This is a genomic window from Pandoraea cepalis, from assembly GCF_902459665.1.
GTDB classification, from domain to species: Bacteria; Pseudomonadota; Gammaproteobacteria; order Burkholderiales; family Burkholderiaceae; genus Pandoraea; species Pandoraea cepalis.
In genome coordinates, this window is the sequence record NZ_CABPSL010000015.1 from 1 (window position 1) to 26,873 (window position 26,873).

General features: G+C 65.2%; 23 protein-coding genes. 18 read left to right on the forward strand and 5 right to left on the reverse strand.

Translation table 11 applies throughout. The features are described 5' to 3' along the window. Together PCE31106_RS17155 and PCE31106_RS17160 are read left to right on the forward strand one after the other, a co-directional pair. Nucleotides 1-930 (forward strand): electron transfer flavoprotein subunit alpha/FixB family protein (locus PCE31106_RS17155; RefSeq protein ID WP_254441143.1); only part of this gene is annotated, 930 nt, incomplete at its 5' end. Between the two features lie 114 nt (nt 931-1,044). Beyond that, entirely contained in the window at nt 1,045-2,148 is a 1,104-nt protein-coding gene (locus PCE31106_RS17160) for an NAD(P)/FAD-dependent oxidoreductase (protein WP_150564119.1), read from the forward strand. A 166-nt stretch (nt 2,149-2,314) separates the two neighbouring features. On the opposite strand, the gene PCE31106_RS17165 is transcribed toward PCE31106_RS17160, so the two are convergent. Beyond that, nucleotides 2,315-2,710: a transposase gene (locus tag PCE31106_RS17165; RefSeq protein ID WP_017233651.1), complete on the reverse strand. Its 396-nt coding sequence runs from the start codon at nt 2,708-2,710 to the stop codon at nt 2,315-2,317. Nucleotides 2,711-3,438: 728 nt separating this feature from the next. Between PCE31106_RS17165 and PCE31106_RS17170 the strand changes: the two genes are divergently transcribed. Both PCE31106_RS17170 and PCE31106_RS17175 read left to right on the forward strand, forming a co-directional pair. Further along, on the forward strand, nt 3,439-4,254 hold the full coding sequence (locus PCE31106_RS17170; protein ID WP_017233652.1) for an IclR family transcriptional regulator: 816 nt from the start codon (nt 3,439-3,441) through the stop codon (nt 4,252-4,254). A gap of 232 nt (nt 4,255-4,486) precedes the next feature. Continuing rightward, nucleotides 4,487-5,866 carry an MFS transporter gene (locus PCE31106_RS17175; protein WP_017233653.1) on the forward strand — a complete coding sequence of 460 codons (1,380 nt, stop codon included), beginning with the start codon at nt 4,487-4,489 and terminating at the stop codon, nt 5,864-5,866. 15 nt (nt 5,867-5,881) lie between these two features. Here the strand turns inward: PCE31106_RS17175 and PCE31106_RS17180 are convergent, their stop codons facing one another. The 3 genes from PCE31106_RS17180 to PCE31106_RS17190 form a co-directional block, all read right to left on the reverse strand. Further along, nucleotides 5,882-6,892: an AraC family transcriptional regulator gene (locus tag PCE31106_RS17180; protein ID WP_017233654.1), complete on the reverse strand. Its 1,011-nt coding sequence runs from the start codon at nt 6,890-6,892 to the stop codon at nt 5,882-5,884. 143 nt (nt 6,893-7,035) lie between these two features. Further along, nucleotides 7,036-7,803 carry an SDR family NAD(P)-dependent oxidoreductase gene (locus PCE31106_RS17185; protein WP_017233655.1) on the reverse strand — a complete coding sequence of 256 codons (768 nt, stop codon included), beginning with the start codon at nt 7,801-7,803 and terminating at the stop codon, nt 7,036-7,038. Nucleotides 7,804-7,838: 35 nt separating this feature from the next. After that, the gene (locus PCE31106_RS17190) at nt 7,839-9,500 is read right to left on the reverse strand and encodes an acyl-CoA synthetase (RefSeq protein ID WP_150564120.1); all 1,662 of its coding nucleotides are present in this window, start codon (nt 9,498-9,500) and stop codon (nt 7,839-7,841) included. Between the two features lie 441 nt (nt 9,501-9,941). Between PCE31106_RS17190 and PCE31106_RS17195 the strand changes: the two genes are divergently transcribed. From PCE31106_RS17195 to PCE31106_RS17205, 3 genes are all read left to right on the forward strand, one after another. After that, a complete protein-coding gene (locus tag PCE31106_RS17195) occupies nt 9,942-11,075 on the forward strand; it encodes an acyl-CoA dehydrogenase family protein (RefSeq protein ID WP_017233657.1) in 1,134 nt (377 codons plus the stop codon). Nucleotides 11,076-11,166: 91 nt separating this feature from the next. Then, on the forward strand, nt 11,167-12,399 hold the full coding sequence (locus PCE31106_RS17200) for an enoyl-CoA hydratase/isomerase family protein (RefSeq protein WP_150564121.1): 1,233 nt from the start codon (nt 11,167-11,169) through the stop codon (nt 12,397-12,399). 64 nt (nt 12,400-12,463) lie between these two features. Next, the gene (locus tag PCE31106_RS17205; RefSeq protein WP_150564122.1) at nt 12,464-13,021 is read left to right on the forward strand and encodes a YggT family protein; all 558 of its coding nucleotides are present in this window, start codon (nt 12,464-12,466) and stop codon (nt 13,019-13,021) included. A 189-nt stretch (nt 13,022-13,210) separates the two neighbouring features. Here PCE31106_RS17205 and PCE31106_RS17210 read toward each other — a convergent pair whose 3' ends face one another. Then, nucleotides 13,211-13,432 (reverse strand): hypothetical protein, encoded by a 222-nt coding sequence (locus PCE31106_RS17210; RefSeq protein ID WP_150564123.1) that lies wholly within the window; start codon nt 13,430-13,432, stop codon nt 13,211-13,213. Nucleotides 13,433-13,850: 418 nt separating this feature from the next. Here PCE31106_RS17210 and PCE31106_RS17215 point away from each other — a divergent pair, with 418 nt between their 5' ends. The 11 genes from PCE31106_RS17215 (at nt 13,851) to PCE31106_RS17265 (ending at nt 26,766) form a co-directional block, all read left to right on the forward strand. Next, on the forward strand, nt 13,851-14,957 hold the full coding sequence (locus tag PCE31106_RS17215) for a MurR/RpiR family transcriptional regulator (protein WP_150564124.1): 1,107 nt from the start codon (nt 13,851-13,853) through the stop codon (nt 14,955-14,957). Next, entirely contained in the window at nt 14,954-15,910 is a 957-nt protein-coding gene (locus tag PCE31106_RS17220; protein WP_150564125.1) for an isoaspartyl peptidase/L-asparaginase family protein, read from the forward strand. The genes PCE31106_RS17215 and PCE31106_RS17220 overlap by 4 nt, the downstream gene beginning before the upstream one ends. Nucleotides 15,911-16,047: 137 nt before the next feature. Then, nucleotides 16,048-17,934, forward strand: coding sequence for a dipeptide ABC transporter ATP-binding protein (locus PCE31106_RS17225; RefSeq protein ID WP_150564126.1), 1,887 nt, complete (start codon nt 16,048-16,050; stop codon nt 17,932-17,934). Nucleotides 17,935-18,057: 123 nt separating this feature from the next. Then, complete coding sequence (gene gsiB, locus PCE31106_RS17230) at nt 18,058-19,617, forward strand: glutathione ABC transporter substrate-binding protein GsiB (protein WP_150564127.1); 1,560 nt, start codon at nt 18,058-18,060, stop codon at nt 19,615-19,617. Nucleotides 19,618-19,715: 98 nt separating this feature from the next. Then, nucleotides 19,716-20,636: a glutathione ABC transporter permease GsiC gene (gsiC, locus tag PCE31106_RS17235; protein ID WP_026131899.1), complete on the forward strand. Its 921-nt coding sequence runs from the start codon at nt 19,716-19,718 to the stop codon at nt 20,634-20,636. Nucleotides 20,637-20,646: 10 nt separating this feature from the next. After that, a complete protein-coding gene (gene gsiD, locus PCE31106_RS17240) occupies nt 20,647-21,555 on the forward strand; it encodes a glutathione ABC transporter permease GsiD (RefSeq protein ID WP_017233666.1) in 909 nt (302 codons plus the stop codon). 20 nt (nt 21,556-21,575) lie between these two features. Further along, entirely contained in the window at nt 21,576-22,685 is a 1,110-nt protein-coding gene (locus PCE31106_RS17245; protein WP_254441145.1) for a DmpA family aminopeptidase, read from the forward strand. Between the two features lie 24 nt (nt 22,686-22,709). After that, complete coding sequence (locus PCE31106_RS17250; protein ID WP_150564128.1) at nt 22,710-23,528, forward strand: M55 family metallopeptidase; 819 nt, start codon at nt 22,710-22,712, stop codon at nt 23,526-23,528. A gap of 176 nt (nt 23,529-23,704) precedes the next feature. After that, on the forward strand, nt 23,705-24,586 hold the full coding sequence (locus PCE31106_RS17255; protein WP_150564129.1) for a DUF4118 domain-containing protein: 882 nt from the start codon (nt 23,705-23,707) through the stop codon (nt 24,584-24,586). A 2-nt stretch (nt 24,587-24,588) separates the two neighbouring features. Next, nucleotides 24,589-25,458 (forward strand): alpha/beta hydrolase, encoded by an 870-nt coding sequence (locus PCE31106_RS17260; protein WP_150564130.1) that lies wholly within the window; start codon nt 24,589-24,591, stop codon nt 25,456-25,458. 120 nt (nt 25,459-25,578) lie between these two features. Then, nucleotides 25,579-26,766 (forward strand): ABC transporter ATP-binding protein, encoded by a 1,188-nt coding sequence (locus tag PCE31106_RS17265; protein WP_017233671.1) that lies wholly within the window; start codon nt 25,579-25,581, stop codon nt 26,764-26,766. Nucleotides 26,767-26,873 lie beyond the last annotated feature (107 nt).

The following is a 26,873-nucleotide window of genomic DNA, read 5'->3' on the forward strand; positions in this document are numbered from 1 at the left end:
AGCATTCTTGTAATTGCCGAACACGACAATCAATCGATCAAGGCTGCGACCCTGAACACGGTGGCCGCCGCGCTGCAGTGCGGCGACGACGTGCATGTGCTGGTCGCGGGCAACGACGCGAAGGCGGCGGCTGACGCGGCCGCGCAGATCGCCGGCGTGAAGAAGGTGCTGCTGGCCGACGCGCCGTACTTCGGTGACGGCCTGGCCGAGAACATCGCCGACGAGGTGGTGTCGATCGCAGGGGCGTACTCGCACATCCTGGCGCCGGCCACGGCGTATGGCAAGAACATCGCGCCGCGCGTGGCGGCACTGCTGGACGTTGCGCAGATTTCGGACATCACGAAGGTCGACAGTGCCGACACGTTCGAGCGTCCGATTTACGCGGGCAACGCGATTGCGACGGTGCAAAGCGCGGACAAGGTGAAGGTGATCACGGTGCGCTCGACGGGGTTCGATCCGGTCGCGGCAAGCGGTGGCAGCGCAGCGGTGGAAGCCGTGGCGGCGACGCCGGACGCGGGCGTGTCGCAGTTCGTGGGTCGTGAAGTGACGAAGCTGGACCGTCCGGAACTCACGAGCGCGAAGATCATCGTCTCGGGCGGCCGGGGTCTGGGCAGCGGGGAGAACTACACGAAAGTGCTCGAGCCGCTGGCGGACAAGCTGGGCGCGGCACTGGGCGCCTCGCGCGCGGCGGTCGATGCCGGTTACGTGCCCAACGACTACCAGGTCGGTCAGACGGGCAAGATCGTGGCGCCGCAGTTGTATGTGGCGGTGGGCATTTCGGGCGCGATCCAGCACTTGGCGGGGATGAAGGATTCGAAGGTGATCGTGGCGATCAACAAGGATCCGGAAGCGCCGATCTTCTCGGTGGCGGATTACGGTCTGGTGGGCGATCTGTTCACGGTGGTGCCGGAGCTGACGGGCGCGCTGTAAGCGAGTTCGGAGGTGAGGCTGCGGGATCGTCTCCCGCAGCCGATCCGCATGAGGAGGCTGGCCTGCGACGGTGTGGCGTCTTCATGCGAATCGGAAAGTCACGAAGGAACAGCGATGGATAAAGTCGATTGCGTGGTGATCGGCGCGGGCATCGTCGGGTTGGCCGTCGCACGGGCGATGGCCATGGCCGGCCGGGAAGTGATCATCCTGGAATCCGAGCGCGCGATCGGCACCGGCACCAGCTCGCGGAACAGCGAAGTCATTCACGGCGGCATTTACTACCCACCCGGCTCGCTCAAGGCGACGTTGTGCGTCGAAGGCAAGCATCGCCTGTATGCGTTTTGCGCCTCGCATGGCGTGGCGCATCGGCGTTGCGGCAAGTTGATCGTCGCGACCAGCGATCGTCAGGTGGGCGAGCTCGAGGCCATTGCCGCCAACGCGCGCGCCAGCGGTGTCGACGACCTGCAATGGCTCACTGCAGGCGAAGTCGCGCGGCGCGAGCCGGCACTCAACACCTTTGGTGCGTTACTGTCTCCGTCAACGGGCATCGTTGACAGCCACGGTTTGATGCTCGCCTTGCAGGGCGATGCGCAGAGCGCGGGGGCCATGCTCGCGTTCGACGCGCGCGTCGTCGGTGCCCGGGTGGGCCACGCAGAGGGCATTGAACTGGATGTCGACACGGCAGGTGTCACGTCGACGCTGCGCGCCAGCATCGTCGTCAACAGCGCAGGTCTTTATGCTGTGGATGTCGCGCGTACGTTCGTCGGCCTTGCCCCCGAATACATTCCGCCGCGCTATTACGCGAAGGGAAGTTACTTCACCTGTGCGCAGCGCGCGCCGTTCTCGCACCTGATCTATCCCGTGCCGGAGCCGGGCGGGCTGGGCGTACACCTGACGCTCGATCTCGCGGGACAAGCGCGTTTTGGGCCGAATGTGGCCTGGGTCGACGAGATTGACTACACCGTCAATGCCGCCGATGGCGATGGCTTCTACGCGGCGGTGCGGCGCTATTGGCCGGCATTGGCAGACGGCGCGTTGCAGCCCGGCTATGCCGGCATTCGACCGAAGATCAGCGCACCCGGCGAGCCGGCGGCAGACTTCCGCATCGATGGGCCGGCGGTGCATGGTGTCGCGGGACTCGTCAACCTGTTCGGTATCGAGTCCCCTGGACTGACGGCGTCACTCGCGATTGCCGAAGCGGTGCGCGCGGCGCTTTGACGTGCGTTTCGATGTGAAAACGCGCGAGGTGACCGGTGGTCACCTCGCGCGCATTAGGCCGCTATCTGGCTAACCCCGTCGTGCGGTTCCAACGGTGCCGCGGGCGTTGCGCGGCATGCCTGTCGGACAAGAATCGGTGTGAAGGTGGTCGTGGTGGGTTTGCCGATCAGCGGACGGCAACCGGCGGCTTCCACGAGGCCGGGTTGGTCCAGAACACCCCGCGCAGGCGATCGGTGTCGCCGCAGGGCGTGCTGCGGGTCGGCTTGCTGATCTGACCCGCGCAGGTGCTGATGTCGCGGCCCGATTGTTGCAGGCGCTTCAGGATCGTATCGAGCATGCCTGATTCGCGCCACTCGTTGAGTTTGCGGCGGCAAGTCGGCACGGAGGGGTACTGCATGGGCAGCTTGGACCAGCTTTCGCCCGTGAACAGCACCCACAAGACAGCATTAGTCAGCGTGCGCTGCTCGACTTGAGGGCGGCCACGCCGCTCCGTACGGACCGGACGGTCACAAATCAGATCACGCAGGGCGTGCCATTCAACGTCGCTCAGTTCAGTAAACATAACACCTCGACCCAAAACAAACGGAGGCGCCGCAGGGGGCGAGTCCGAGCTTCACGATCCGGCAGGTACCGATGCAATCCGGTAAGTGCTTATTCGTGAAACCTCGGCCAAGGCGGCGTCGTTCCCCGATGCTGGAAATACAAGCAACAAGCATGCCAGATCATCGGGTTCTCTTATGAAGAACGCCGCGGGCGGGGGCGAACCACACTGCGAAGGGAGCGTTTGACCAGCAAAAAAACGCCCACTTGGCAGGTGGGCGCAGCTCCTGGGTGGCTATTGGGATAGGCAATCGCAAAAGCGTCAGGAGAAAAGGAATACGTGCCTTTTGGCCAGTCCGGATCGTTTATTATTCTCGGCCCCGGCCAGAGTGTCTCGCTCCACATGCGCCAGCTTGTCAAGCTTGCAACCGCCATGATGACAAAAAGCGCGCGTCGACGCGCTTCGGAATTACCCCCATTGCGGTGCATTGGCCGTGTTGCCGGCGAGTCGCCCAAGATGGGTGCTCACTTGCGCCCCGATAGGGCATGGTGACGCGAGGTAGGGCGCAACTCCGCGCGTACGCGGTGCAACCGAGTCTCGGGAGATGAGAAAGTGGCCTGGTCGCCGCGTGGCGTTTCGTCATGGCCCGACGGCGGGCCTGTGGCCTATAATGTGCGCCTTCGATGAATATCGTCTATCGGTTGCGCGGCACGCCTGCACACCGGTCGGCGCCAGCGTGCGCAAACGGCATGAGCAACGACAGCGATAACAAATACTCCGTCCCGGGCCTCGAGCGCGGACTGCGCGTTCTGATGACGTTCTCGGCGCGCGAGCCCGTGCTGGCCGGCGCCGACTTGGCGCGACGACTCGGCATCCCACGCTCGACGGTGTTCCGCCTGTTGCAGACACTCGAAGCCGAGGGGTTCATCGAGAAGGCGGGGGACGATCGTCACTATCGGTTGGGCGTGGCAGTGCTTCGCCTGGGTTTCGAGTATCTGAATTCGCTTGAACTGACCGATCTCGGAACGCCGGTCATCGAGAAGCTGCGCGATGCCACGGGTTTCTCCAGCCATATTCTGATTCTCGATCAGCGCGACGCGGTGTTTGTCGCCAAAGCGGCGAGCCGTGAACTGGTGTTCGGCACGGTCCGCGTGGGCACTCGCCTGCCAGCCCATGCGACGGTCGTCGGACACATTCTGCTCGGCGACTACTCGCTGCCGGCGCTCAAGCAGCTTTACCCGGAAGCCAAGCTCGAAGGCTATACGGCCCACACGCCAACGACCGTGGAAGCGCTGTACCGTGTGGTCCAGGACGACATCGCCCGCGGGTACAGCATGAGCCAGGCATTCTTCGAGCAGAACATCTCGACGATCGCGGCGCCCGTGCGCAATCATCTCGGAAAGATCGTCGCCGTGATCAGTGTGACGATTCCTCAGTCGCGCGTAGAAGCGGACCTGCTCGAGAGCGGCATCGTCGAGAAGGTCGTGTCCGCCGCGGACGAACTCTCGCACAAGCTCAACTACCGCTCGGATCGCGCAGGCGCAACGTCGGCGGCGACGAAGTAAAGCGCGCCAGCCCACGCGCCATGCCTTCGGCGTGTCGTCAGCATGTCGTCGACGGTGCACCCGCATCAGTGGGTCTGTATCAGCACGCCTTGATCGCGCGCCTCTCCAGATTGCGCTTGTCTCGCTGAAACCACTTCGTCATAATTGTTTCGCCTAATAACCATCGTTCCATATTTGGTTAATGTGAGGCGAACAAGGTGCCGCTGTCCCGCGGCTTATTACGAGATTCATCATGTCAGTTTCCCTGCGTCCGTCTGCGGCTCAGCGCCCGTCGCGCGTGCGTTTCTGGATGCTCTTCCTGGTCTTCGTCGGCACGGTCATCAACTATGTCGACCGCGCCAATCTCTCCGTGGCCGCCCCGATGCTCAAGCAGGAGTTCGGCCTGGACCCCGTCGCGCTGGGCTTTATCTTCTCGGCGTACGCGTGGACCTATGTCATCGCGAACATTCCCGGCGGATGGGTCATCGACCGGTTCGGTACGCGTGCGATTTACGGCGTCGCGATTCTCGGTTGGTCGATGCTGACATTCATGCAAGGCTTCGCCTCGCGATTTGCCGCGTTGTTTGCCATGCGTCTGGGCGTGGGTATCGCCGAAGCGCCGACGTTCCCGGTCAACAACCGCGTGGTCTCGATTTGGTTTGCGCAACGTGAGCGTGGGGTGGCCACCAGTGTCTATCTGGTGGGCCAGTACATCGGCATGGCGGCCCTCACGCCCGTGCTGTTCTGGATCGCCCACACGTGGGGCTGGCGCGAGATCTTCTACGCGACCGGTCTCCTGGGCATTGTCTGGGCGGGCGTGTGGTTCGTCGGCTATCGCGACCCGGATCAATGTGCCTGGGTGAACGCCGCCGAGCTGGCGCACATTCGTCGCGGTGGGGCGCTTGTCGAGGTGGCGCCAACCGATCGGTCCGCCGCGAACGCTTTCCCGTGGCGCAAGTTGCTCGCGCTGTTCCGGAATCGTCAGATCATCGCGATCTGCGTGGGCAAGTTCGCGTCGCTCTCGTCGTTGTACTTCTTCCTGACGTGGTTCCCGACGTACCTGATCACCGAGCGCCACATGACGGTGCTCAAGGCGGGCGGCATGGCGTCCGTGCCTTTCGTTGCGGCGTCCATCGGCGTGGTTTGCGGCGGTCTGCTCTCGGACTGGCTACTGCGTCGCGGCGTGGCCGTGGGGACGGCGCGCAAGACGCCCATCGTGACCGGCTTGTTGCTGGTGCCGACCATGTCGCTTAGCGTGCTGACCGACGCCAACGGCCTCGTGATCGCCATCATGTCGTTCGCGTTCTTCGCGCAAGGCGTGGCCTCGGCCTCGTGGTCGCTGGTGGCCGACATCGCGCCGAAGGGCATGGTGGGCATCACGGGCGGGGCGGTGAACTTCGCCGGTAACCTGTCGGGCATCGTCACGCCGATTGCGATCGGGTTCATCGTCAAGGCGACCGGCTCGTTCGGCTGGGCGCTCGGGCTTATCAGTCTCTTCGCGATTGCCGGCGTGTTGTGCTACCTGTTGCTGCTGGGCGAGGTCAAGCGCATCGAGCTCGATGACGACGCGCCCGGTGAGCGGGGCGAGCGGGGCGAGGGCGATGATGTCAACGCGGATGCGCGCGCGGTTTGAACGGCCAGATCGGCGTCACGCGGCCACGGCTTGACGGCGATAGTCGCCGGGACGCGCCCCGGTCCATTTTCGGAACGCACGAAAGAACGCGCTCGGATCGGCAAAGCCCAGCGACAGGGCAATCTCCAGCATCGGCTTGGACGTGTGGCACAGCGCATGAATCGCGAAATCGCGCCGCAGTTGGTCTTTGATCGACTGATACGACTGCCCCTCGTCCTCCAGTCGCCGACGCAACGTCGACGGTGTGGTGTGGAACTCGCCCGCCAGCGCTTCGAAGGCCGGCCAGCGATCGGTCGGCATCGTCTTCAAACGCCGCCGCACGCGCGCGACCATGCCCTTCGTATTCTTGTATTTGAGGATGATGTTGCCCGGCGCCGCGCGCAGGAATTCCTTCACGGACTCGTCGTTCTGCACCACCGGCAGGTCCAGGCAGGCCGCATCGAATTCGATGGCCGTATGTGTCGCGTGGAACACCAGACGCGGCGAGTACATCGTCCGATACTCGTCGCTGTATGCCGGCTCGGAAAATGAAAAATAGGCTGTGCTCAACGGCACTCGACGCGCGATCAGCCAGCACGTCAGCGCATAGAAGAGAATCAGCAGTGTTTCGTGCCCGAAGATGCGTGGCGACCGTTCGTCTGCGCGCTCACGGACTTCGAGTCGGGCCAGCGCGCCGTCCCGCACCAGATGCATCTGCAGGTCGTCGAGCAAGAGCCCCATGAAACGCGTTGCGCGTTGCAGCGCCTGCTCGAGGGTGCGGCACGCGACGACGGTGTGACACAGCATCGCAAAGCTGCCGACTTTCATGCGGCGCGAATCCTGCCCGAAGAATTCGTCGTCGAGCGCGACACTGATCAGCCGCCACAGCTGCGCATAGCGATCCGCGGAAACGCGGGCTTGCGGGTGCGCGAGCAGCGATGGCGCGATATCCGCGGCATGCAGCAATGCCGCTGGATCGCCGCCGAGCCGCTCGACATGCGCCAACGCGTTAATCACGAAATGAATCGAAATGCTGCCTTTTTCCATGCGTCGCGAAACGGAACATCGTAGCAAGGGGACGCAACGATTCTAGCAGTGCGGCCCCTGATGACGCCTCCGATGCCGTCTGAAAACAGGATCGGCGCTTTCCGAATTCGCGTGCAGCGTACGACAGCGATACTGGCGACGACTTATTTCGGTGCCATGCGCAGCGCGCCATCGAGACGAATCACCTCGCCGTTGAGCATGACGTTCTCGACGATGTGGCGCACTAGCGCGGCATATTCCGACGGACGGCCGAGGCGAGGTGGAAACGGCACCGAAGCGCCCAGTGCGGCCTGCACCTCCGGTGTCATGCCGGCCATCATCGGCGTTTCGAAGATGCCCGGCGCAATCGTCACCACGCGCACACCAACGCGCGCCAGCTCGCGCGCGGCCGGCAGCGTCAGGGCGGCAACGCCGCCCTTCGAGGCCGCATACGCGGCTTGCCCGATCTGTCCGTCGAACGCGGCGACCGACGCCGTGTTGACGACCACGCCACGTTCTCCCTCGGCGTCGGCATCGCCCGCGGCCATGGCCGTTGCCGCGATGCGCAGCACGTTGAACGTGCCGATCAAATTCACGTTGACGATGCGGGCAAAGCTGTCGAGTCGGTGCGGACCTTGCTTGCCCAGAATGCGTTCGCCCATGACGAGCCCAGCGCAGTTGACCACGCCGTTCAGACGGCCGAACGCGCTTTGGGCCGTGTCGACCAGGCGCTGAACGTCGTCTTCGCGGGTAATGTCGGTCGCGACGAAACGCGCGGCGTCGCCCAATGCCTCGGCCTGTCGGGCGCCGGCATCGGCATTGATGTCACCGAGCACGACCTTGGCGCCCGCGTCGACGAACATGCGGGCGGTGGCTGCACCGAGACCCGACGATGCGCCGGTGACGAGAAAGACACGATCCTTGATTTGCATGGGCTGCGATTCCTGAAAGAAAAGCGCGTTGAGGTTCAGACCGCGCCGGCGGACGTCTGCGCGGCCTTGGCGATTTCCTGGTTGCGCAAGATGAAGCGCTGAAGCTTGCCGCTCGGTGTTTTGGGCAGTTCGGCGACGAATTCGATTTCACGCGGATAGGCGTGCGTGGACAGCCGGTGGCGGACATGCGCCTGCAATTCCTGCGCGAGCGCGTCCGTCGGCGCGAACTGCGGGTGCAGCACGACGAACGCCTTGACCACTTCGGTGCGCTCCGGATCCGGCTTGCCGACCACAGCCGTTTCAACCACCGCGGGATGCTCGATCAGCGCACTCTCGACATCGAACGGCCCGATGCGATACCCGGCCGACGTGATGACGTCGTCGTTGCGTCCGACGAAGCTGATGCTGCCGTCCTCGTTGCGCTCGACAGTGTCGCCGGAGAGATAGTACTCGCCCACGAACGCAGGCGTGTCCCGCTCCCAGTAACCGTTGAACCACATCAGCGGCGATTGCCGTCGATCGAGGGCGAGCACGCCCGGCTGCCCGACCGCGCACTCGCGTCCGTCGTCACCTAGCACGACCACGCGATGTCCCGGCGACGCGAAGCCGGCAGTCCCGGCTCGCACGGGATGGGCCAGCGCATGGTGATTGCAGACGACCATGCCGAGTTCAGTCTGCCCATAGTGGTCGTGAATGGTTACGCCGAGGTGCTCGGCAAACCAGCGAATGACTTCGGGGTTGAGTGGCTCGCCCGCACTGGACACGGCGCGCAGCTGTCCTTTCACGGGCGCGGCCGCCTTGTCGCCGCCCGCGATCAGCAGGCGAAAGGCGGTCGGTGAGCCGGCCAGATTCGTGATACCCAGTTTCTGGATGATTCGGTACGTACTTTCGACGTTGAAGGGGCCGTCGTAGAAGGTCGTGGGAATGCCCATCGCGAGCGGGCCCGTCACGGCGTAGTACAGGCCATAGGCCCAACCCGGATCGGCAATGTTCCAGAACATGTCGGTCGGTCGCAGATCGACGGCGTCGCGCATGTAGCCCACGAACGCCAGGATCGCGCGCAATGGCACCATGACCGGCTTTGCAGTGCCGGTCGTGCCCGAGGTGAACATCATCAGAAACGGATCGTCGCCGCTGCGCGGCACCGGCGCGAAGTCGGGGGCGTGTTGCTCGACTTCATGCCAGAAGCTGAAGTCGCCCCGGCGCACCCCTTGCCCGCGCGGCCCGCTGACCGTGGCGACGGGCGGGCAGTGGGCCACTTCGTCGAGCTTGGCCCGATTGGCACCGTCGGTCACCACGAGCTTGCTCTGGGCGCTGTGCAACCGGTGTTCGATGGCCTTCGGGCCGAACGCCGTGAAGAGCGGTTGATACACCGCGCCCGCGCGCCAGGTGCCAAGAATCGTCACGAGCAGTTCGGGTGTGCGCGGCAACAGCCCGCTCACGCGGTCGCCGGGCTGCACGCCCTGTTCGCGAAGGAAATTGGCAAAGCGCGCGGAGAGCGTTTGCAATTGGCGAAACGTCCACGTTTGGCTCGTGCCGTCTTTCCCTTCCCAGAACAGGGCGATGCGCCCGGGAAGCGCATGGCGGTCGCAGCACTCGACGCACGCGTTCATCGCGTCGAGTTGGCCGGCAAGTGTGGCGCGCACGGTCGCGTCGAGGTCGAACGCGCGGTAGGTGTCGGCGTAGTCGGCAGTCATGGGTCGTCTCCTGTGGTCGGATGCCGGTCTGCAACCGCGCGCCTATGATGGAAAGGCTCGGGCACGCATCGCGGACCGCCGTGGCGCCGTCTTGATCTGGGACGCGGCGCTCACTCGGCATTGGCAAAATTCATCCTAATGCGTGGCGTCGGCGAGAGGCAATGCCCAAACGGGTCAGAGTATGTGAGGGATTTATCCACTCCGTCAGTGGGGACTTGAATGGTGGCGGGGCTCCCCGCCGGGCAAGGCGTTTCGGTGACGCAGACCGAACCGAGGGTTTTACCGAGGGTGGCTTCGTCCGTTTCCGATGGCAATTCCGCTCATGCAATTTGCTGCTTTTGGCTATGGTGCCGATGCGGCGCGATCCCTACACTGATCCCATCGATAGGGCACTGGTGCTGGCGATCCCTTCGGATAACGGCAGGGTGCAGGAGACAGAACATGGATTTCTATACCGAAGACCAACGCATGATTCGCGACATGGCGCGCACGTTTGCCAGCGAGCAGCTTGCGCCGAATGCGGCACAATGGGACCGCGACTGCGCGTTGCCCAACGCCATGGTTGCGCAAATGGGCGACCTGGGTTTGCTGGGGATGATGGTGCCCGAAACGTACGGCGGCTCGTACACGGATTACACGGCGTATGCCCTGGCGATGGAGGAGATTGCCGTCGGTTGTGCGTCGACCGCCACGATGATGTCCGTTCACAACTCCGTGGGTTGCGGGCCGATTTTGAAATTCGGCACCGACGCGCAGCGTGAGCGCTGGTTGCCGGATCTGGCTGCCGGTCGGAAAATCGGGGCGTTCTGCCTGACTGAACCGCAGGCCGGGTCGGAGGCCAATAATCTGCGAACGCGTGCCGAGCGCCGCGGCGACAAGTGGGTGCTCAACGGCAGCAAGCAGTTCGTGACGAACGGCAAGCGCGCGGCGATCGCTATCGTGTTCGCCGTGACGGACCCCGCGGCCGGCAAGCGGGGCATCTCGGCGTTCATCGTGCCGACGCAGACCCCGGGGTTCGAAGTGGGGCATCCCGAGCACAAGCTGGGTATTCGGGCGTCGGATACGTGCCCGATCACGCTCGTCGACTGTGAGGTGGGCGACGATGCGCTCCTTGGCGAACCGGGGCAGGGACTGAAGATTGCGTTGTCCAATCTCGAAGGCGGGCGGATTGGTATTGCCGCGCTCGCGCTCGGCGTGGCGCGGGCGGCGTTCGAAGCGGCGCTGCGGTATTCCGGCGAGCGCCAGCAGTTTGGCAAGCCGATCCGTGAGCATCAGAGTATCGCGAACATGCTGGCGGACATGACGACGCGTATCAACGCGGCGAGATTCCTGATCCTGCACGCGGCGGCGTTGCGCACCCAGGGATTGCCGTGCCTGTCCGAGGCGTCGCAGGCCAAGCTGTTCGCGTCGGAGCTGGCGGAGTCGGTGTGCTCCGACGCCATCCAGATTCACGGCGGCTACGGCTATCTCGAGGACTATCCGGTGGAGCGTCACTACCGCGATGCCCGTATCACGCAGATCTACGAGGGCACCAGCGAGATTCAGCGTCAGGTCATCGCCCGCGCGCTGGACTGATCGCGAAACGGCAACGGTGGCAAGCGATACGGCGACGAGATCATGGGCCTGGCGGCGACGATCGGCGCAGCATGGCTAAGGGGGAGGGGGAGTGACTCAGCATGAGCGCGCCGTCGAGGCGCAAGACGAAGTGTTGTTCGACGTGGTCAATGGGTTCGGCGTTATCACCCTGAACCGGCCGAAAGCGTTGAACGCGATCACGCACGGCATGGTGCGATCGATGTGGCGCCAGCTCAATGCGTGGGCCGACGACCCCGCGGTGCGGGCCGTGCTGATCGAAGGCGCGGGCGAAAAGGCCTTCTGCGCGGGCGGCGACGTGCGAGCGCTTTATGAAAGCCGCGTGAACGAAGCGAGCGATCACCAGGCGTTCTTCATCGACGAATACCGTCTCGACTATCTGATACACCGGTATCCGAAGCCATATATCGCGCTGCTCGACGGGATTGTGATGGGAGGCGGGATGGGCGTCGCGCAAGGCGCGGCGCTGCGCATCGTGACGGATCGCACTCGACTGGCGATGCCGGAGACGGGCATCGGCCTGTTCCCCGACGTGGGCGCCAGCTGGTTCCTCGGGCATCTGGCACCGACGCTTGCGCGCTATCTCGGTCTGACCGGCGCAACGATTACTGCGGCCGACGCTCTGTATTGCGGGCTCGCCGACGTCTGGCTCGAAGGAGACGCGCCGCAGCAATTACGTGCGGCACTCTTGCATGTCGATTGGCCGGAGGGCGCCCCCGCCAGCGATGCGAAGCTCGGTGCAGGACGGGCTGGACCGGCGTGCGACGCGAGCGAGGCCCACGATGCAGGCGACGCAAGCCGGGCAGACCGCCATGCGTCGGTATCTGCGTCCGCCGATCTGCTGGAACGGCTTCGATCCGCTATCCTCCCGCTGGGGCGCACGTGGACCGACGCCGCGCCGTTGGCGCACGTGCGCGCCACCCTCGACCGGCATTTCAGTGCGATCGACGTACGGGGTATCGTGGCATCGCTCGCCAGCGACGCGCAGACCTCCTGGGCCGTCGACACGCTCGCGTTGTTGCAGCAGCGCTCGCCGCTGAGCCTGTGCGTGACCGACCGACAATTGGCGAAGGGACGTCGGCTCGATCTGGCCGACGCGTTTCGCATGGAGCTGGTGCTGGGATATCACGCGTTCGCGTCCGGTGATTTCGTCGAGGGCGTGCGCGCCCTGCTGATCGACAAGGACAAACAGCCGCGATGGCGCTACGCCACCCTGGATGAAGTCCCGCAGGCACAGGTCGAGGCCTTCTTCGTCTCGCCGTGGCCGCAAGGCGAGCATCCCCTGAAAGCGTTGGGAGATCATTGAACTTCGGCGAACGCATGCGACAATGCCCGCTTTGCGGGGGACCGCACCATCCGTTGGAGTCCAGATGCTTGTCGAAATCGCCCGTCTACTCTTAGACCTCGTCTTCTCGCTATTCGGCGCGTTGTTGCTGTTGCGCGTGTGGATGCAAGCGACGCAATTGCCTCCGCGCAATCCGCTCTCACAAGGGGTGTTCCAGTTCACCAACTGGATGGTGTTGCCGTTGCGGCGTATCGTGCCGGGCGTGGGCGGCATCGACTGGGCGAGCGTGATCGCCGCATGGCTGTGCGGCATCGTCTATCTGGTGCTGATCACCGCCGTCGTGGGCGTCTCGCCGGTCGCGGTGTTCCCGCGCGGCTTGCTGGTGGCGTTGGTGTTGGTGGCCAAGTGGGGCGCCAACCTCGTGATGTGGATGACGCTGCTGATGGCCGTGCTGTCCTGGGTCAATCCGCGTGCCGCCGCCATGCCGATTCTCCAGCACTTGCTCGACCCGCTGCTGCGCCCGATCCGTCGCGTCATTCCGATGGTCGGCGGCTTCGATCTGTCGCCGCTGGGACTGTTCCTGCTGATGCAGATCCTGCTGATCGTGCTCGCGCGCTTAAGCCTTTTCTTCGCGACGCTCTGATGCATTGGCGGGCAGCGTCGCTGCCTGCCGACACTCACGGGCGGTTGAGCCGACGGGCCTTCCCGTTGACTCCATCGACCCCGCTGCCGCTGCCGTCCTCGCTGATGCGGTCGGTGCGGACCGCCCGCTGACGACACGCCCTCCCGCTTGCCCTGCGCGATGCGCGTGCGCCATCGTTGGCCGCGCCGCTTACACGCGCTCTCCGCCCGCTCGCGCCAGCCCCAGCCGATGCAGGACGCGGCGACCATCCTCGGTCACGATCACTTTGGCTTGTCCCTCGTCGACATTGACATGCACCAGGTGCGCTTGCTCGAGCGCCGCGAGGTCCGGCGGTTCGAGCGCATCGGCATCGATCGGGCCAAGGGATGCGGCCGCCAGCAACAGCGTGGCGATTTCATGCGGGCTCAGCATGGTCATGCTCCTTGAGGCAAAGGCTTCTCGTCAGCGTACCGGGCAAATGTAAGCCCTCGGCTACGCCATGTTTACCGCACGTTACGACTCGCCTCCGACCCCACCTCCCCAGAAGATCCTTCGACAGTGCTGTGGTGCGGCGGCCTGACGGTTCACGTCGGTCGCAAATCGCCGCGCGGTGACGCCGTACGCCTAACGTCGGATCGCAAAGCGTCCGGCAAGTTCGTGCATTCGGGTTTCCCCTAGTATGACCGCTTTTTGCGTCTCGATGGCGGGCTTCCCCCTTGTTTTGACAGGGGTTGCCGCGAAACTCGAGGGGACGCGCGCTCGCCTCGCCCTCATTTGAACTATTTTTTTTCTTTTGACGGGGGGTCAATGAAAATATACTTTCTTCGTCACCCATAGAACGCCTTGGTCCATGATTAACGCCGATTCGTTGCCCGCCGATTTGCCGCTCACCGAGCGCATCGTGCGCGCCATGCCCGATCTGACGCCCGCGCAGCAGCGCATGGCGGCGTTCGTGCTCGAAAACACGTTTCGTGCGGCGACCATGCGTATCGACGAATTTGCCGACGCCGTCGGCGTGTCGCTCGCCACTGTCAATCGCTTCGCCCGCGCGCTCGGCTTCGACGGCTATCCGCAATGCCGGGCCGCGATGGTGCGCGGGTTCGAGGCGACACTGGCCCCCATCGAAAGCCTGCGCACGAGCAAAGCGCAGGCGAGCGCCAGTGCCGATGTGATGGCGGCGTCATTGGCGCAAGCCGCCGAGAACCTCGAATGGACGCGTCGCACGCTCGACGCAGCCACTTGCGAGCGTGCCGTCGACGCGATTCTGCAGGCGCGGCGCATCTACGTGCTGGGGCTGGGCGCGAGCGGTTATCTCGCCGGCCTGCTGCATCACGGTCTCGATCCATACTGTGAGAACGTGCAGGCAGTGGTCGGCGCCGGGGGATCGACGCATGCTGCGCGCCAGCTCTTCAAACTGCGCGAGGGCGATCTGGTGATCGCGCTCGCCTTCCCGCGGTATGTGACGGACACCATCACGCTTTGCCGACGCCTGCGCGGGCGCGGCGTGCCCTTGTTGGCGCTCACTGACAGTCCGACGTCGCCGTTGGCTCCGCTTGGCGACATCGTGATTTTCGTGCGCAGCAAGCCGCGGCTGTCCAGCAACTCGGAAGCGAGCGTGCTGGCGATGATCGACGCCCTGTGCGACGCCGTTGCCCAACGCGCCAAACACGCCGTCGATCGCGCGACGGAACTCACCGATTTCCTGCTGCCGTGGCTCGATTCCGCCTCGCTGGCCCCGGCGGCCACGGCAGGCCGTCCGGCTAACGTGCCGGCAGGATCGGCCGTGGGTCAAATCGTTACGCCGCAACGCACGGTGGCCACCACGGCCACGGCGAAGGCGTTGACAAGCGCGACCACGGCGGCAGGCGTCACGATGCAAAGCCAACCGAACCCGGCCCCACCGGCCATGCCCCGCCTTGCGCCGGGCCGTCAGGACAGAAAGGACAAAGCCTCATGAGTCACGCCCAACGCGCGGTCATTGCCATTCATGGCGGTGCCGGAACCATCAGCCGCGACACCTCGCCGGCGGAAATCGCGGCCTATCACGAGGCATTGGCCGACGCCTTGCGCGCGGGCCAAACCGTGCTCGCCGCGGGCGGATCGGCGCTGGAGGCCGTCACCGAAGCCGTGCGTCACCTCGAAGATTGTCCCCGCTTCAACGCGGGACGCGGCGCCGTGTTTACCCACGAGGGGACACACGAACTCGACGCGGCCATCATGGACGGTGCCACGCTCGACGCGGGCGCCATTGCCTGCGTGCATCGCGTGCGCAACCCGATTCTCGCCGCCCGCTCGGTGCTCGAACATAGCCCGCATGTGTTGCTCATGGGCGAGGGCGCGGAAGCCTTCGCGGCGGCCAACGGCGCCGAACTGGTCGAGTCGGGGTACTTTTTCACCGAAGGTCGCTACGCCCAATGGCAACGCGCGCTGGCCGATGCGGCGGTTGCGCTCGACCACGACATGCCGCTCAAGAAAGAGCCGATCGATCCCGACACCAAGTTCGGCACAGTCGGGGCCGTGGCATGCGACATGCAGGGACACGTGGCGGCCGCGACGTCCACCGGGGGCATGACGAACAAGGCAGTCGGCCGCGTGGGTGACACGCCGCTCATCGGCGCCGGGTGCTATGCGAACGATGCGACAGCGGCCGTCTCGGCGACGGGGACCGGCGAGGCGTTCATCCGTACGGTGGCGTGTTACGAAGTGGGCGCGCTGATGGCCTACGCGGGCCTGTCGCTCGCCGATGCCGCCGAGCGCGTGATTCATGAGCGGCTGCCGCGCGTGCAGGGTCGTGGCGGCCTGATCGCCGTCGACGCGCAAGGCAACGTCGCACTGCCCTTCAATACCGAAGGGATGTATCGAGGCGTGGCCCGCGTGGGCGAGACGCCCGTGACGTCCATTCACGAGTAACGCTCCAAGGCGAGGGGCCTGGCCGTCATCGGTCTGGCCCTCGGTATCGCCTGGCATCACTTGGCGTCACACGGCATCACACGGCATCACGCCGAATCAAGATTCAGACCAGCAAGCGAAGATTAGCGAGGACAGGCGTGGCAGAGCGCAAGACAACCCCTACGATTTCGTTGCCCGACGAGCGCGTGCTCGACGTGCGCGGCCTTACCGTGCAGTTCGCGACGTCCGAGCGCATGGTCACGGCCGTGCGCGACCTGTCGTTCCATGTCGACCGTGGCGAGACGCTCGCCATCGTGGGCGAGTCGGGCTCCGGCAAGTCGGTGACGTCGCTGGCCGCCATGCGCCTCGTCGAGACCGGGGGGGGACGCATCGCCCAAGGCTCGATGGTCATGCGCCGCCGCAACGGCTCGCTCGTCGACCTCACGCGCGCGAGCGGCAGCACCATGCGCAGCATTCGCGGCGCGGACATGGCGATGATCTTCCAGGAGCCGATGACCTCGCTCAACCCGGTGTTCCCGGTGGGTGAACAGATTGCCGAATCGATTCGCCTGCACCAGGGCAAGGACACCGCCGCCGCGCGTGCCGAAGCCCTGCGCATGCTCGAACTCGTGCGCATTCCCGAAGCACGCCGCGTGCTCGACCGCTTCCCGCATCAACTCTCGGGCGGAATGCGTCAGCGCGTCATGATCGCGATGGCGTTGTCGTGCAAGCCGGGCCTGCTGATTGCCGACGAACCCACGACCGCCCTGGACGTGACGATTCAGGCGCAGATCCTGCAGTTGATTCGTGCGCTGCAAGAGGAGATGCACATGGGGGTCGTATTCATCACGCACGACATGGGCGTGGTGGCGGAAGTGGCCGACCGCGTGCTCGTCATGCATCGCGGCGACGCGGTGGAAGAGGGGCCGTCGCGCGAGATTTTCGCGGCGCCGCGCGAGCGCTACACACAGGCACTGCTCTCGGCCGTGCCGCGTCTGGGCTCGATGCAGGGGACCGACCTGCCGGCGCGTTTTCCGCTGCTGCGCTACGACGCCCCGGCCGACGCCAAGCCCGTGGCGGAAACGCCGCAACCGCCGGTGCGGACCGACGCCGGCCCGATCCTGCGCGTGAAGGATCTGGTCGCCCGCTTCGATGTGCCGTCGGGGTTGTTCGGCGGCGTGAAGCGACGCGTGCACGCCGTCGAGCGCGTGAGTTTCGATCTGTATCCCGGCGAGACGCTGGGTCTCGTGGGCGAGTCCGGATGCGGCAAGTCGACCACTGGCCGCGCGTTGTTGCGTCTGGTCGCCAGCCAGGGCGGTTCCATCGAATTCGGCGGCAAGCCGATTCAGGATCTCGCAGGGCGCGCGCTGCAGCGGTTGCGCCGCGACATCCAGTTCATTTTCCAGGATCCGTTCGCGTCGCTCGATCCGCGCCTCACCGTGGGCTTCTCGATCATGGAGCCGCTGCTCGTGCACGGCGTGGCCAGCGGTGCCGAGGCCGAGCGGCGCGTGGCCGAATTGCTTGAGCGGGTTGGACTGCCGGCCGATTACGCCCAGCGCTATCCGCACGAGTTCTCGGGCGGGCAGCGCCAGCGTATTGCGATTGCACGGGCGCTGGCTCTCAAGCCGAAGGTCGTGATCGCCGACGAATCCGTCTCGGCGCTCGACGTGTCCGTGCAGGCGCAGATCATCAACCTGATGCTCGATCTGCAGAAGGAGTTCGGCATCGCGTTCCTGTTCATCTCGCACGACATGGCGGTCGTCGAGCGCATCAGCCATCGGGTGGCGGTGATGTTCCTCGGCCAGATCGTGGAGATCGGGCCGCGTCGCGCCATCTTCGAAAACCCGCAGCATCCGTACACGAAGAAGCTGATGTCGGCGGTGCCGATTGCGGATCCGTCGCGTCGTCACGCCAAGCGCGAGTTGTTGACGGAAGAGATTCCCAGCCCGATCCGCGCGGTCGGCGATGAACCGCAGGTGCAGCCGCTGGTGGAAGTCGGCGCGGGGCACTTCGTGGCGCGTCACCGCGTGGCCGGCGCTTATTGAAGGTGATTCAGTAGTTCAGGCAGTCCCCAGTTGCAGTTCTCGTTGTAGCCACAATGCCCGCCAAGGGACGCAGTCGCAAGACGCGCTCGCGGCGACCCCGTCAGACAAGAAGGAGAAAGACAGATGTCGAAAAACGCTTTGTTGGGCGCTCGCTGGAAAACCGCGATCGCGTCCGTCGCCATGGCGTCCGCGGTGCTCAGTGCAGCCCCGGCGTTCGCCGCCAAGGATGTCGTGATGGCCGTGCAGTCGACGTTTACGACGATGGACCCGTACGACGCCAACGATACGCTGTCGCAAGCCGTTGCCAAGTCGTTCTACGAGGGCATGTTCGGCTTCGACAAGGACATGAAGCTCATCAACGTGCTGGCCGACAGCTATACGGTGTCGCCGGATGGCCTCGTCTACACGATCAAGCTCAAGTCGGGCGTGAAGTTCCAGGACGGCACGACCTTCGATGCGGCCGCCGTCAAGGCCAACTTCGACCGCGTGACGAACCCGGACAACAAGCTCAAGCGCTATAACCTGTACAAGGAAATCGCCAAGACGGAAGTGGTCGATCCGCATACGGTGAAGTTCACGCTCAAGGAGCCGTTCTCGCCGTTCATCAACACGCTGGCGCACCCATCGGCCGTGATCATTTCGCCCGAGGCGCTCAAGAAGTACGGCAAGGACATCGCCTCGCACCCGGTCGGCACCGGCCCGTTCGAGTTCGTCGAATGGAACCGCACCGATTACGTGAAGGTGAAGAAGTTCGACGGCTACTGGAAGAAGGGCTATCCCAAGGTCGACACGATCACCTTCAAGCCGGTCGTCGACAACAACACGCGCGCCGCCGTGATGCAGACCGGCGAAGCCGGGTTCGCGTTCCCGTTGCCGTATGAGCAGGCCGCCAGCCTGAAGGCCAGCGGCAAGGTCGATGTGATCGCCGGCCCGTCGATCATCCAGCGTTATGTCAGCTTCAACACCCGCCAGAAGCCGTTTGACGATGTGCGCGTGCGTCAGGCGATCAACTACGCCATCAACAAGGAAGCGCTGGTGAAGGTGGCCTTCTCGGGCTACGCCACGCCGGCTGAAGGCGTGGTGCCGAACGGGGTGGATTACGCCGCCAAGACCGGCCCGTGGCCGTACAACCCGGCCAAGGCGAAAGAGCTGCTCAAGGAGGCCGGTTACCCGAACGGCTTCGAGACCACCCTCTGGTCGGCTTACACGTTCACGACGGCGCAGAAGGTGATCCAGTTCGTGCAGCAGCAACTGGCGCAGGTCGGCATCAAGGCGCAGGTGCGCGCGCTCGAAGCCGGTCAACGTGTCGACCTCGTCGAGTCGGCGCCGGATCCCGACAAGGCACCGGTGCGTATGTACTACGTGGGCTGGTCGTCGTCGACGGGCGAAGCCGATTGGGCGCTGCGTCCGCTGCTGGCCTCCGAGTCGTTCCCGCCGAAGCTGTTCAACACGGCGTACTACAAGAACGATGCGGTGGATGCCGACTTCAACAAGGCGCTGCTCACGACCGACCGCGCCGAGAAGGCCAAGCTCTATACCGACGCGCAGAAGAAGATCTGGAACGACGCGCCGTGGGCGTTCCTCGTGACGGAAAAGCTGCTGTATGCGCGCAACAAGAACCTGTCGGGCGTCTACACGATGCCTGATGGATCGTTCAACTTCACCGATATCTCGATGAAGTAAGCGCCGCGCGCAAGTGTGACGTGCCCGCGCCGCCGGCATTGGCTGGCGGCGCGGTTTACCGCAAGACATGGTTTGGCAAGACGTTCGGCAAGACTGCGATGCTCAATTACTCTCTCAAGCGCCTGTTCGGCCTGATTCCCACGCTGCTGATCGTGGCTGTGCTGGTGTTCGCCTTCGTGCACATGTTGCCGGGCGATCCGGCGCGTCTGGCCGCCGGTCCGCAGGCGGACGAGGCGACCGTGGCGCTGGTGCGCCAGGATCTCGGCCTCGACAAGCCGTTGCTCACGCAGTTCACGAACTTCATCACGCACGCGGTGCGTGGCGACTTCGGGCTGTCGATGCGCAGCAAGCAGCCAGTCTCCGAAGAGATCGGCAGCCGCTTCATGCCGACGCTGTGGCTCACGCTGGTGAGCATGATCTGGTCGGTGATCATCGGCATGGGCCTCGGGGTCGCCTCGGCGGTCTGGCGCAACCGCTGGCCCGACCGGCTGGGCATGACGTTCGCCGTCTCCGGTATTTCGTTCCCCGCCTTCGCGCTGGGGATGCTGCTGATGCAGGTTTTTTCGGTGCAGCTCGGCTGGCTGCCCACGATGGGCGCCGATTCGTGGAAGAGCTATATCCTGCCGTCGATCACCCTCGGGGCGGCCGTGGCCGCCGTGATGGCGCGCTTCACCCGCTCGGCGTTCGTCGACGTGTTGCACGAGGACTTCGTGCGAACGGCGCGCGCGAAGGGGCTCAATGAAATGCGCGTGGTCTTCAAGCACGCGCTGCGCAACGCCATGATTCCCGTCGTCACCATGATGGGCTTGCAGTTCGGTTTCCTGCTCGGCGGCTCGATTGTCGTCGAGGTGGTCTTCAACTGGCCGGGGCTCGGGCGTCTGCTGATCGATTCGGTCGAGATGCGCGACTACCCCGTGATCCAGGCGCTGGTGCTGCTGTTCTCGCTCGAGTTCATTCTGATCAACCTCGTGGTCGACGTGCTGTACGCCGTCATCAACCCGACCATTCGCTACAAGTGAGGCACGCACCATGAACGCGGGTCAACCGACTACTACCGCCAACGCCGCGGCCTCCGCCAGCCAAACGCGCGTGCGCACGCCGTGGCGTGAGTTCTGGCGCAAATTCAAGAAGCAGCACATCGCGATGGTCGCCGGGGCGTTTGTGCTCGCCCTCGTCATCATCGCGATTCTCGCGCCGCACCTCGTGCCGTTCGATCCGGAGAACTATTTCGACTACGACGCCCTGAACGCCGGGCCGTCGGCGACGCATTGGTTCGGTGTCGACTCGCTGGGGCGCGACATCTTCAGCCGCGTGCTGGCGGGCACACGGATTTCGCTGGCCGCCGGGTTCGGATCGGTCGCCCTCGGTGCGGTGATCGGCACGGTGCTCGGGCTGCTCGCGGGCTATTACGAAGGCTGGTGGGATCGCATCGTCATGCGCATTTCCGACGTGCTCTTCGCGTTCCCGGGCATTCTGCTCGCCATCGGCGTGGTGGCTGTGTTGGGAAACGGCATGATCAACGTGATCGTCGCCGTCGCCATCTTCTCGATCCCGGCCTTCGCGCGGCTCGTGCGTGGTAACACGCTGGTGCTCAAACATCTGACGTATATCGAAGCGGCGCGCTCCATCGGGGCGTCGGACTGGACGATCATCATGCGGCACATCCTGCCGGGCACGGTGTCGTCCATCGTCGTGTATTTCTCGATGCGTATCGGCACATCGATCATCACCGCCGCGAGTCTGTCGTTCCTGGGTCTGGGGGCGCAACCGCCCACGCCGGAGTGGGGGGCCATGCTCAACGAAGCCCGCGCGGACATGGTCAACGCCCCCCACATTGCCATCTTCCCGAGCCTGGCCATTTTCCTGACCGTGCTCGCGTTCAACCTGCTGGGCGACGGCCTGCGCGACGCGCTCGATCCGAAGCTCGATCGGCATTGATGTCTGCGCAGGAGCGCCGCATGATACCGTCGACGGACCCGCGCGAAGCCTTGTTCGGTGCGCCCTACGTGGGGCATCTGCCGGCCGGGCCGCGCCATGCGATCACGGACGTGCCGGGCGTGTACGTCGGTCATGCCACGCTCGCGCAAGGCCCGGTGCAGACGGGCGTGACAGTGGTGTGCCCGACGCCCGCCAACGCTGCCGCCGCGGAAGTGCCCGACGCCCGCTGGGACCCGTTCCGGAACAAGATTCCGGCGGCCGCGGCCGTCATCAACGGATTCGGCAAGAGCGTCGGTCTGATGCAGATCGACGAACTCGGCGTGCTCGAGGCGCCGGTGGCGCTCACCAACACGTTTTCCGTCAGTCACGTGGTGCTTGGCCAGTTGCGCGCGGCGATCGCGGCGAATCCGGACATCGGCCGTGGCAGCCCGTCGCTGAATCCGACGGTGCTCGAATGCAACGACGGTTATCTCAACGATATGCAGGCGTTTGCCGTGACCGAGGCGCACTATGCGCAGGCGCTGGCGAACGCGTCGCGCGATGTCGCGCAAGGCGCGGTCGGCGCGGGGCGCGGCATGTCGAGCTTCGGTCTCAAGGGCGGTGTCGGCTCCGCGTCGCGCATGCTCGAGACGGCCGGGGCGACCTTTACCGTCGGCGTGCTCGTGCTGTCGAACTTCGGCCGTCCGTCGCAACTGACGATCGCCGGCCGCCATGTCGGGCCGGTGCTCGATGCGCGTCTGGCGCAGCCGGCGCTGAGCGCGGCGCCTGAGCGCGGCTCCATCATCATGCTGGTGGCCACCGACGCGCCGCTCGATGCGCGCCAATTGCGCCGGGTCGCCACGCGTACCGGTGCCGGCCTGGCGCGCACCGGGTCCGTGTACGGTCACGGCAGCGGCGATGTCGCACTCGCCTTCACCACAGGCTATACGGTGTCGCATGACGCGACGGGCCGCGTCGCCCCCGCCGCGCTTGTGCCGGACGCCTTGCTCGATCCGATTTTCCAAGCCACGGCGGACGCCACCGAGCAGGCGATCCTGCACGCGCTCTTTGCGGCCGAGTCGGTGCTCGGGCGCGACGCGCACGTGCGCCGTGCCCTCGCCGACGTGCTGCCCGACTGGGCCTCGCTGTAAGCCTTTCACGACAGAGCCGACATCATGCGAATTCTGATCTCCACCGATATCGAAGGCGTCGCGGGCGTCTTCCACGCCGAACAGACCCGGGCGGGCAATGGCGAATACGAACGCGCGCGCCGCTGGATGACGCTCGAGGCCAATGCGGCGGTCGAAGGCGCGTTTGCCGGCGGCGCGACCGAAGTGATGGTCAACGATTCGCACGGCGGCTTTCGCAACCTGCTGCCGGACGAACTCGATCCGCGCGCCCGTCTCGTGCTGGGCAAGCCGCGCTATCTTGGCATGGTGGCGGGGGTGGAGGCCGGTTGCGATGCGCTCTTCATGATCGGCTACCACAGCCGATCGCAGAGTGCCGGGATCCTGGCGCATACGATCAACAGCTTCGCCTTCGCGCGTGTGTGGCTCGCGGGGGAGGAAGCGAGCGAGGCCATGTTGTACGGCGCGCTCGCCGGCGAGCGCGGTGTGCCGATGGTCATGGCCAGCGGCGACGACGTCTTCTGCGAAGAGACGCAACTGATCTTCCCCCATGCGCATTACGTGCAGACGAAGGCCGCCTGGGGACAGGGCAGTGGCATGACGCTCAACCCGAACCAGTCGTGCGACCTGATCCGCGACGCCGCCAAGGCATCGCTCGCGGACCCGCGCACGTGGCATGCCTACCGGGTCGAGACGCCCGTCGAGGTGCGCCTGCAGGCACAGACCCCCGCGCTGGCCGACCTCTTCTGCCAGTGGCCGACGCTCGAGCGCGTCGACGGCGTGACGCTGCAATTCGTCGCGCCAAGCGTCGAGGCGGCGGTTCGGGTACTGAACTGCCTCTCGGCGATGTCGTTCATGTTGCGCTGAGTGCCGTTTGGGCGCCGCCCCCCGTCCCATGTTGTTAAGGCGCTACTGAATTAGGGTTAGCCGTCACGAAATGTCAATGCCTGGCATGCGATAATCCGTAATATTTCGTAACGGCGGCGCCGTGTTATCGGTCGCCCCCTGGATTATTGAGCACCGGCGGGGCCGGGCGAGGCATCATGGATATCAGAAACGCCCGACGGTGGGCGGAACCCGGCGCGAAGCGTTACGTCGGGGCGTTGCTCGTGGTTTTTGCCGCGTTTCTCGTGCGCAGCCTGCTGCACCCGGTGCTCGATCACTCGATGCCGGGCATCTTCTTTACCTGCGCCGTCATCATTGTCGAATTCACCTGGGGATTGGGGCCGGCGATCATGGCCATGATCATCAGCATCCCGATTTTCGACTTCTTCTTCGTGCCGCCGTTTCGCGACATCGCCCAGTTTGACCGGCGCGATGTGCTGATCGTCTCCGGCTTTCTGTTGATTACGCCGCTTGCCGTCGTGCTGATCGAGCGTTTGCGCCGTGCCCAGTATCGCGCCGAGCTGATCGGCGAGGTCGCGCAGACACGCTATGAGATGCTGCTGCGCGCCGAAAACGAGCGCATGCTCCTGTCCGACTCGGTACAACTGGGCAATGCGCTGATGACGTATCTGACGAAGCACCTCGATACGATCTTCTATCTGTCCAATCCGGCCGCGCATTACGAATACATCGACGAGCATTTTCGCCGGGCGACGGGCGTCGCGCCCGACGTCGTCAAGCGCGAGGGGCTGCGCGCGCTGCTGCATCCGGAGGACGCACAGCGTATGGCGGGGCTGTTTGCCGTCGATGGCGAGCGCCCCCATCATGGCGCGCACAATCTGCGCATCCGCACGCGCGACGGCGGCTACGAGATGTGCCATTGCGAATTGCAGTATTTTCGCGCGCACGTTGGCACATACGTGATTTTGCGCTTGCATGCGGGGCCGACGGTGCGTCCGGTTGCGCCGCTGCAGACGCTCACACCGGCAGCCACGGCGCACGCTGTCACCGAGACGCCCGTCGTCTCCGGCGGGATTTGACCATGTTCCAGGACGATATTTTCTACAAGGGCGGCGAGCACGCGGTGCTGATGCTGCCGGGGCTGTCGAGCACGCCGCTCGAAATGCGTCCGGTGGCGAAGGCGTTGCATCGCGAGGGCTACACCGTCTGGGTGCCACACATCGAAGGCTACGGACTCGGCGGGCCATGCTCGGACTGGCGCGCCTGGATTGCCGCCGCGCGGGCGAAGTATCGTGAACTGCGGGCGACGCACGCGATGGTGTCGCTGTGCGGTTTGTGTATCGGCGCCACGTTGAGCCTGGCCGTCGCGGAGGAGGAACCGGATGTGACAGCGCTCTCGCTGCTCTCCGTCACCCTCGTGTACGACGGCTGGACCATCCCGTGGTATTACCCGCTCATCGATCTGGGCTTCCATACGCCGTTGCGCCACTACTATCGCTATCGCGAGCGCGCGCCGTTCGGCCTGAAGAACGAAGTGCTGCGCGCACGCGTGGCGAAGTCGATGTCGCTGCACGATGCGTCCGAAATCGGCGCGGCGTCGCTGCCCCTCGCGCACCTGTATCACGCGCGACGTCTCGCCGCCCATGTGCGCGCGCGCCTGGACCGGGTAACGGCGGATTGTCTCGTCATTCACGCGGTGGACGACGACACGTCGAGCCCGCACAACGCGCGCATCGTCTACGACGGGGTGTCGTCCAAGGTGAAACAGAAGTGCCTGCTCGGCGAGAGCTATCACATTCTGACGATGGACAACGAGCGTGAAACCGTTGCTGACGAGACGCGCCGCTTCTTCCGCGACGCCGTGGCGCGCCGTACCGGCGCCGCCACGTCCGAGACGCGCATCATCTCGAAGGCGCTGCTGCGCGCCAAGCGCCGGCAGTCCGCCGCCTGACAGAACGCGCCGAAGGCCGGCGCGTGGTGTCATCAAACTGCCATCGATGGGCGGTTATGGTCGTGGTTTTCCGATACGGCCACCCGCGTTAGTTGAGGGTGGCGCTGCGCTCATCTGGCCATGTCCTCGCTCATCATCGAATCCGTCTGCAAGCAGTGGGGCAATACACGTGCGCTCGACGGTGTGAGTTTCACCGCCGAAGCCGGCTCGCTGGTGGTGCTGCTGGGCCCGTCCGGCTGCGGTAAGTCGACGCTGCTGCGCATGATCGCAGGCCTCGATACGCCGAGCGCCGGGCGCATTCTGCTTGGCGGCGCCGATGTGACCGCGCTGCCACCTGCGCGTCGCCAGCTCTCGATGGTGTTCCAGTCGTACGCGCTCTTCCCGCATCTCTCGGTGCGCGAAAACCTGTTGTTCGGGCTTCGCGTGCGCGGCGAACCGGCGCGCGAGTATCCGCAGCGTCTGGCGCGTGTGGCGTCGCTGCTCGGGCTGGCGCCGTACCTGGAGCGCAAGCCGTCGCAACTCTCGGGCGGTCAGCAGCAGCGTGTGGCGCTGGGCCGCGCGGTGATTGCCGAGACGTCCGTGTGTCTGATGGACGAACCCCTCTCGAATCTCGACGCCCAACTGCGTCAGGAAATGCGTCGCGAGATCCGGGCGCTGCAACAGCAGCTCGGCATGACGCTTGTCTACGTGACCCACGATCAAACCGAAGCGATGAGCATGGCCGATCAGGTCGTGCTGCTGCGAGAGGGCCGCATCGAGCAGTGCGGTGCCCCGCACACGCTCTACGCCACCCCCGCGACGCACTTTGCCGCGAGCTTCATCGGCACGCCGCCGATGCAGTTGTTGCGTCTCGTCCGCCATGGCGACGCTCTGGTGCCCGCCGGGCAGTCCGGCCCGGCGCTGGCGGCGGCCGGTGCGCGCAACACCGCGCTGCTCGGCCTGCGCCCGGAGCATGTGCGCGCGGTTCCGCCCACGTCGCTGGGCGCAGTGCTCGCCCGAGTGAGCGCCATCGAATATCTGGGCGCGGACACGCTCGTTGCCTGCACGCTTGGCGACGCGGGCACGATCACCACGCGGGTGCCCGGCCATCGGCCGTTCGCCGTGGGCGACGCCATCGGTCTGCAATGGGCGGCGACCGACCAGCATCTGTTCGACGCGACCTCCGGGGAACGCCTCGTGACGGGCGCAGCGGGCGGTGTGGCGATCGACGCTGCCGAGTCCGTCGTTGCACCGAAGACCGCGCATGCACCGGCGCGGCCGCTTCCGGGGGCCACAGTGATGTTGCAAAACCCAGAACAACACGTCTGACGCGAGGGCGGCCACTGGGCCTGACGCATCGGCTCGGTGCGGCGCGACAGCGGCCCTGCATCGACAACCTGTCACATCACCACGACGCTTACATGGGGAACCAAACG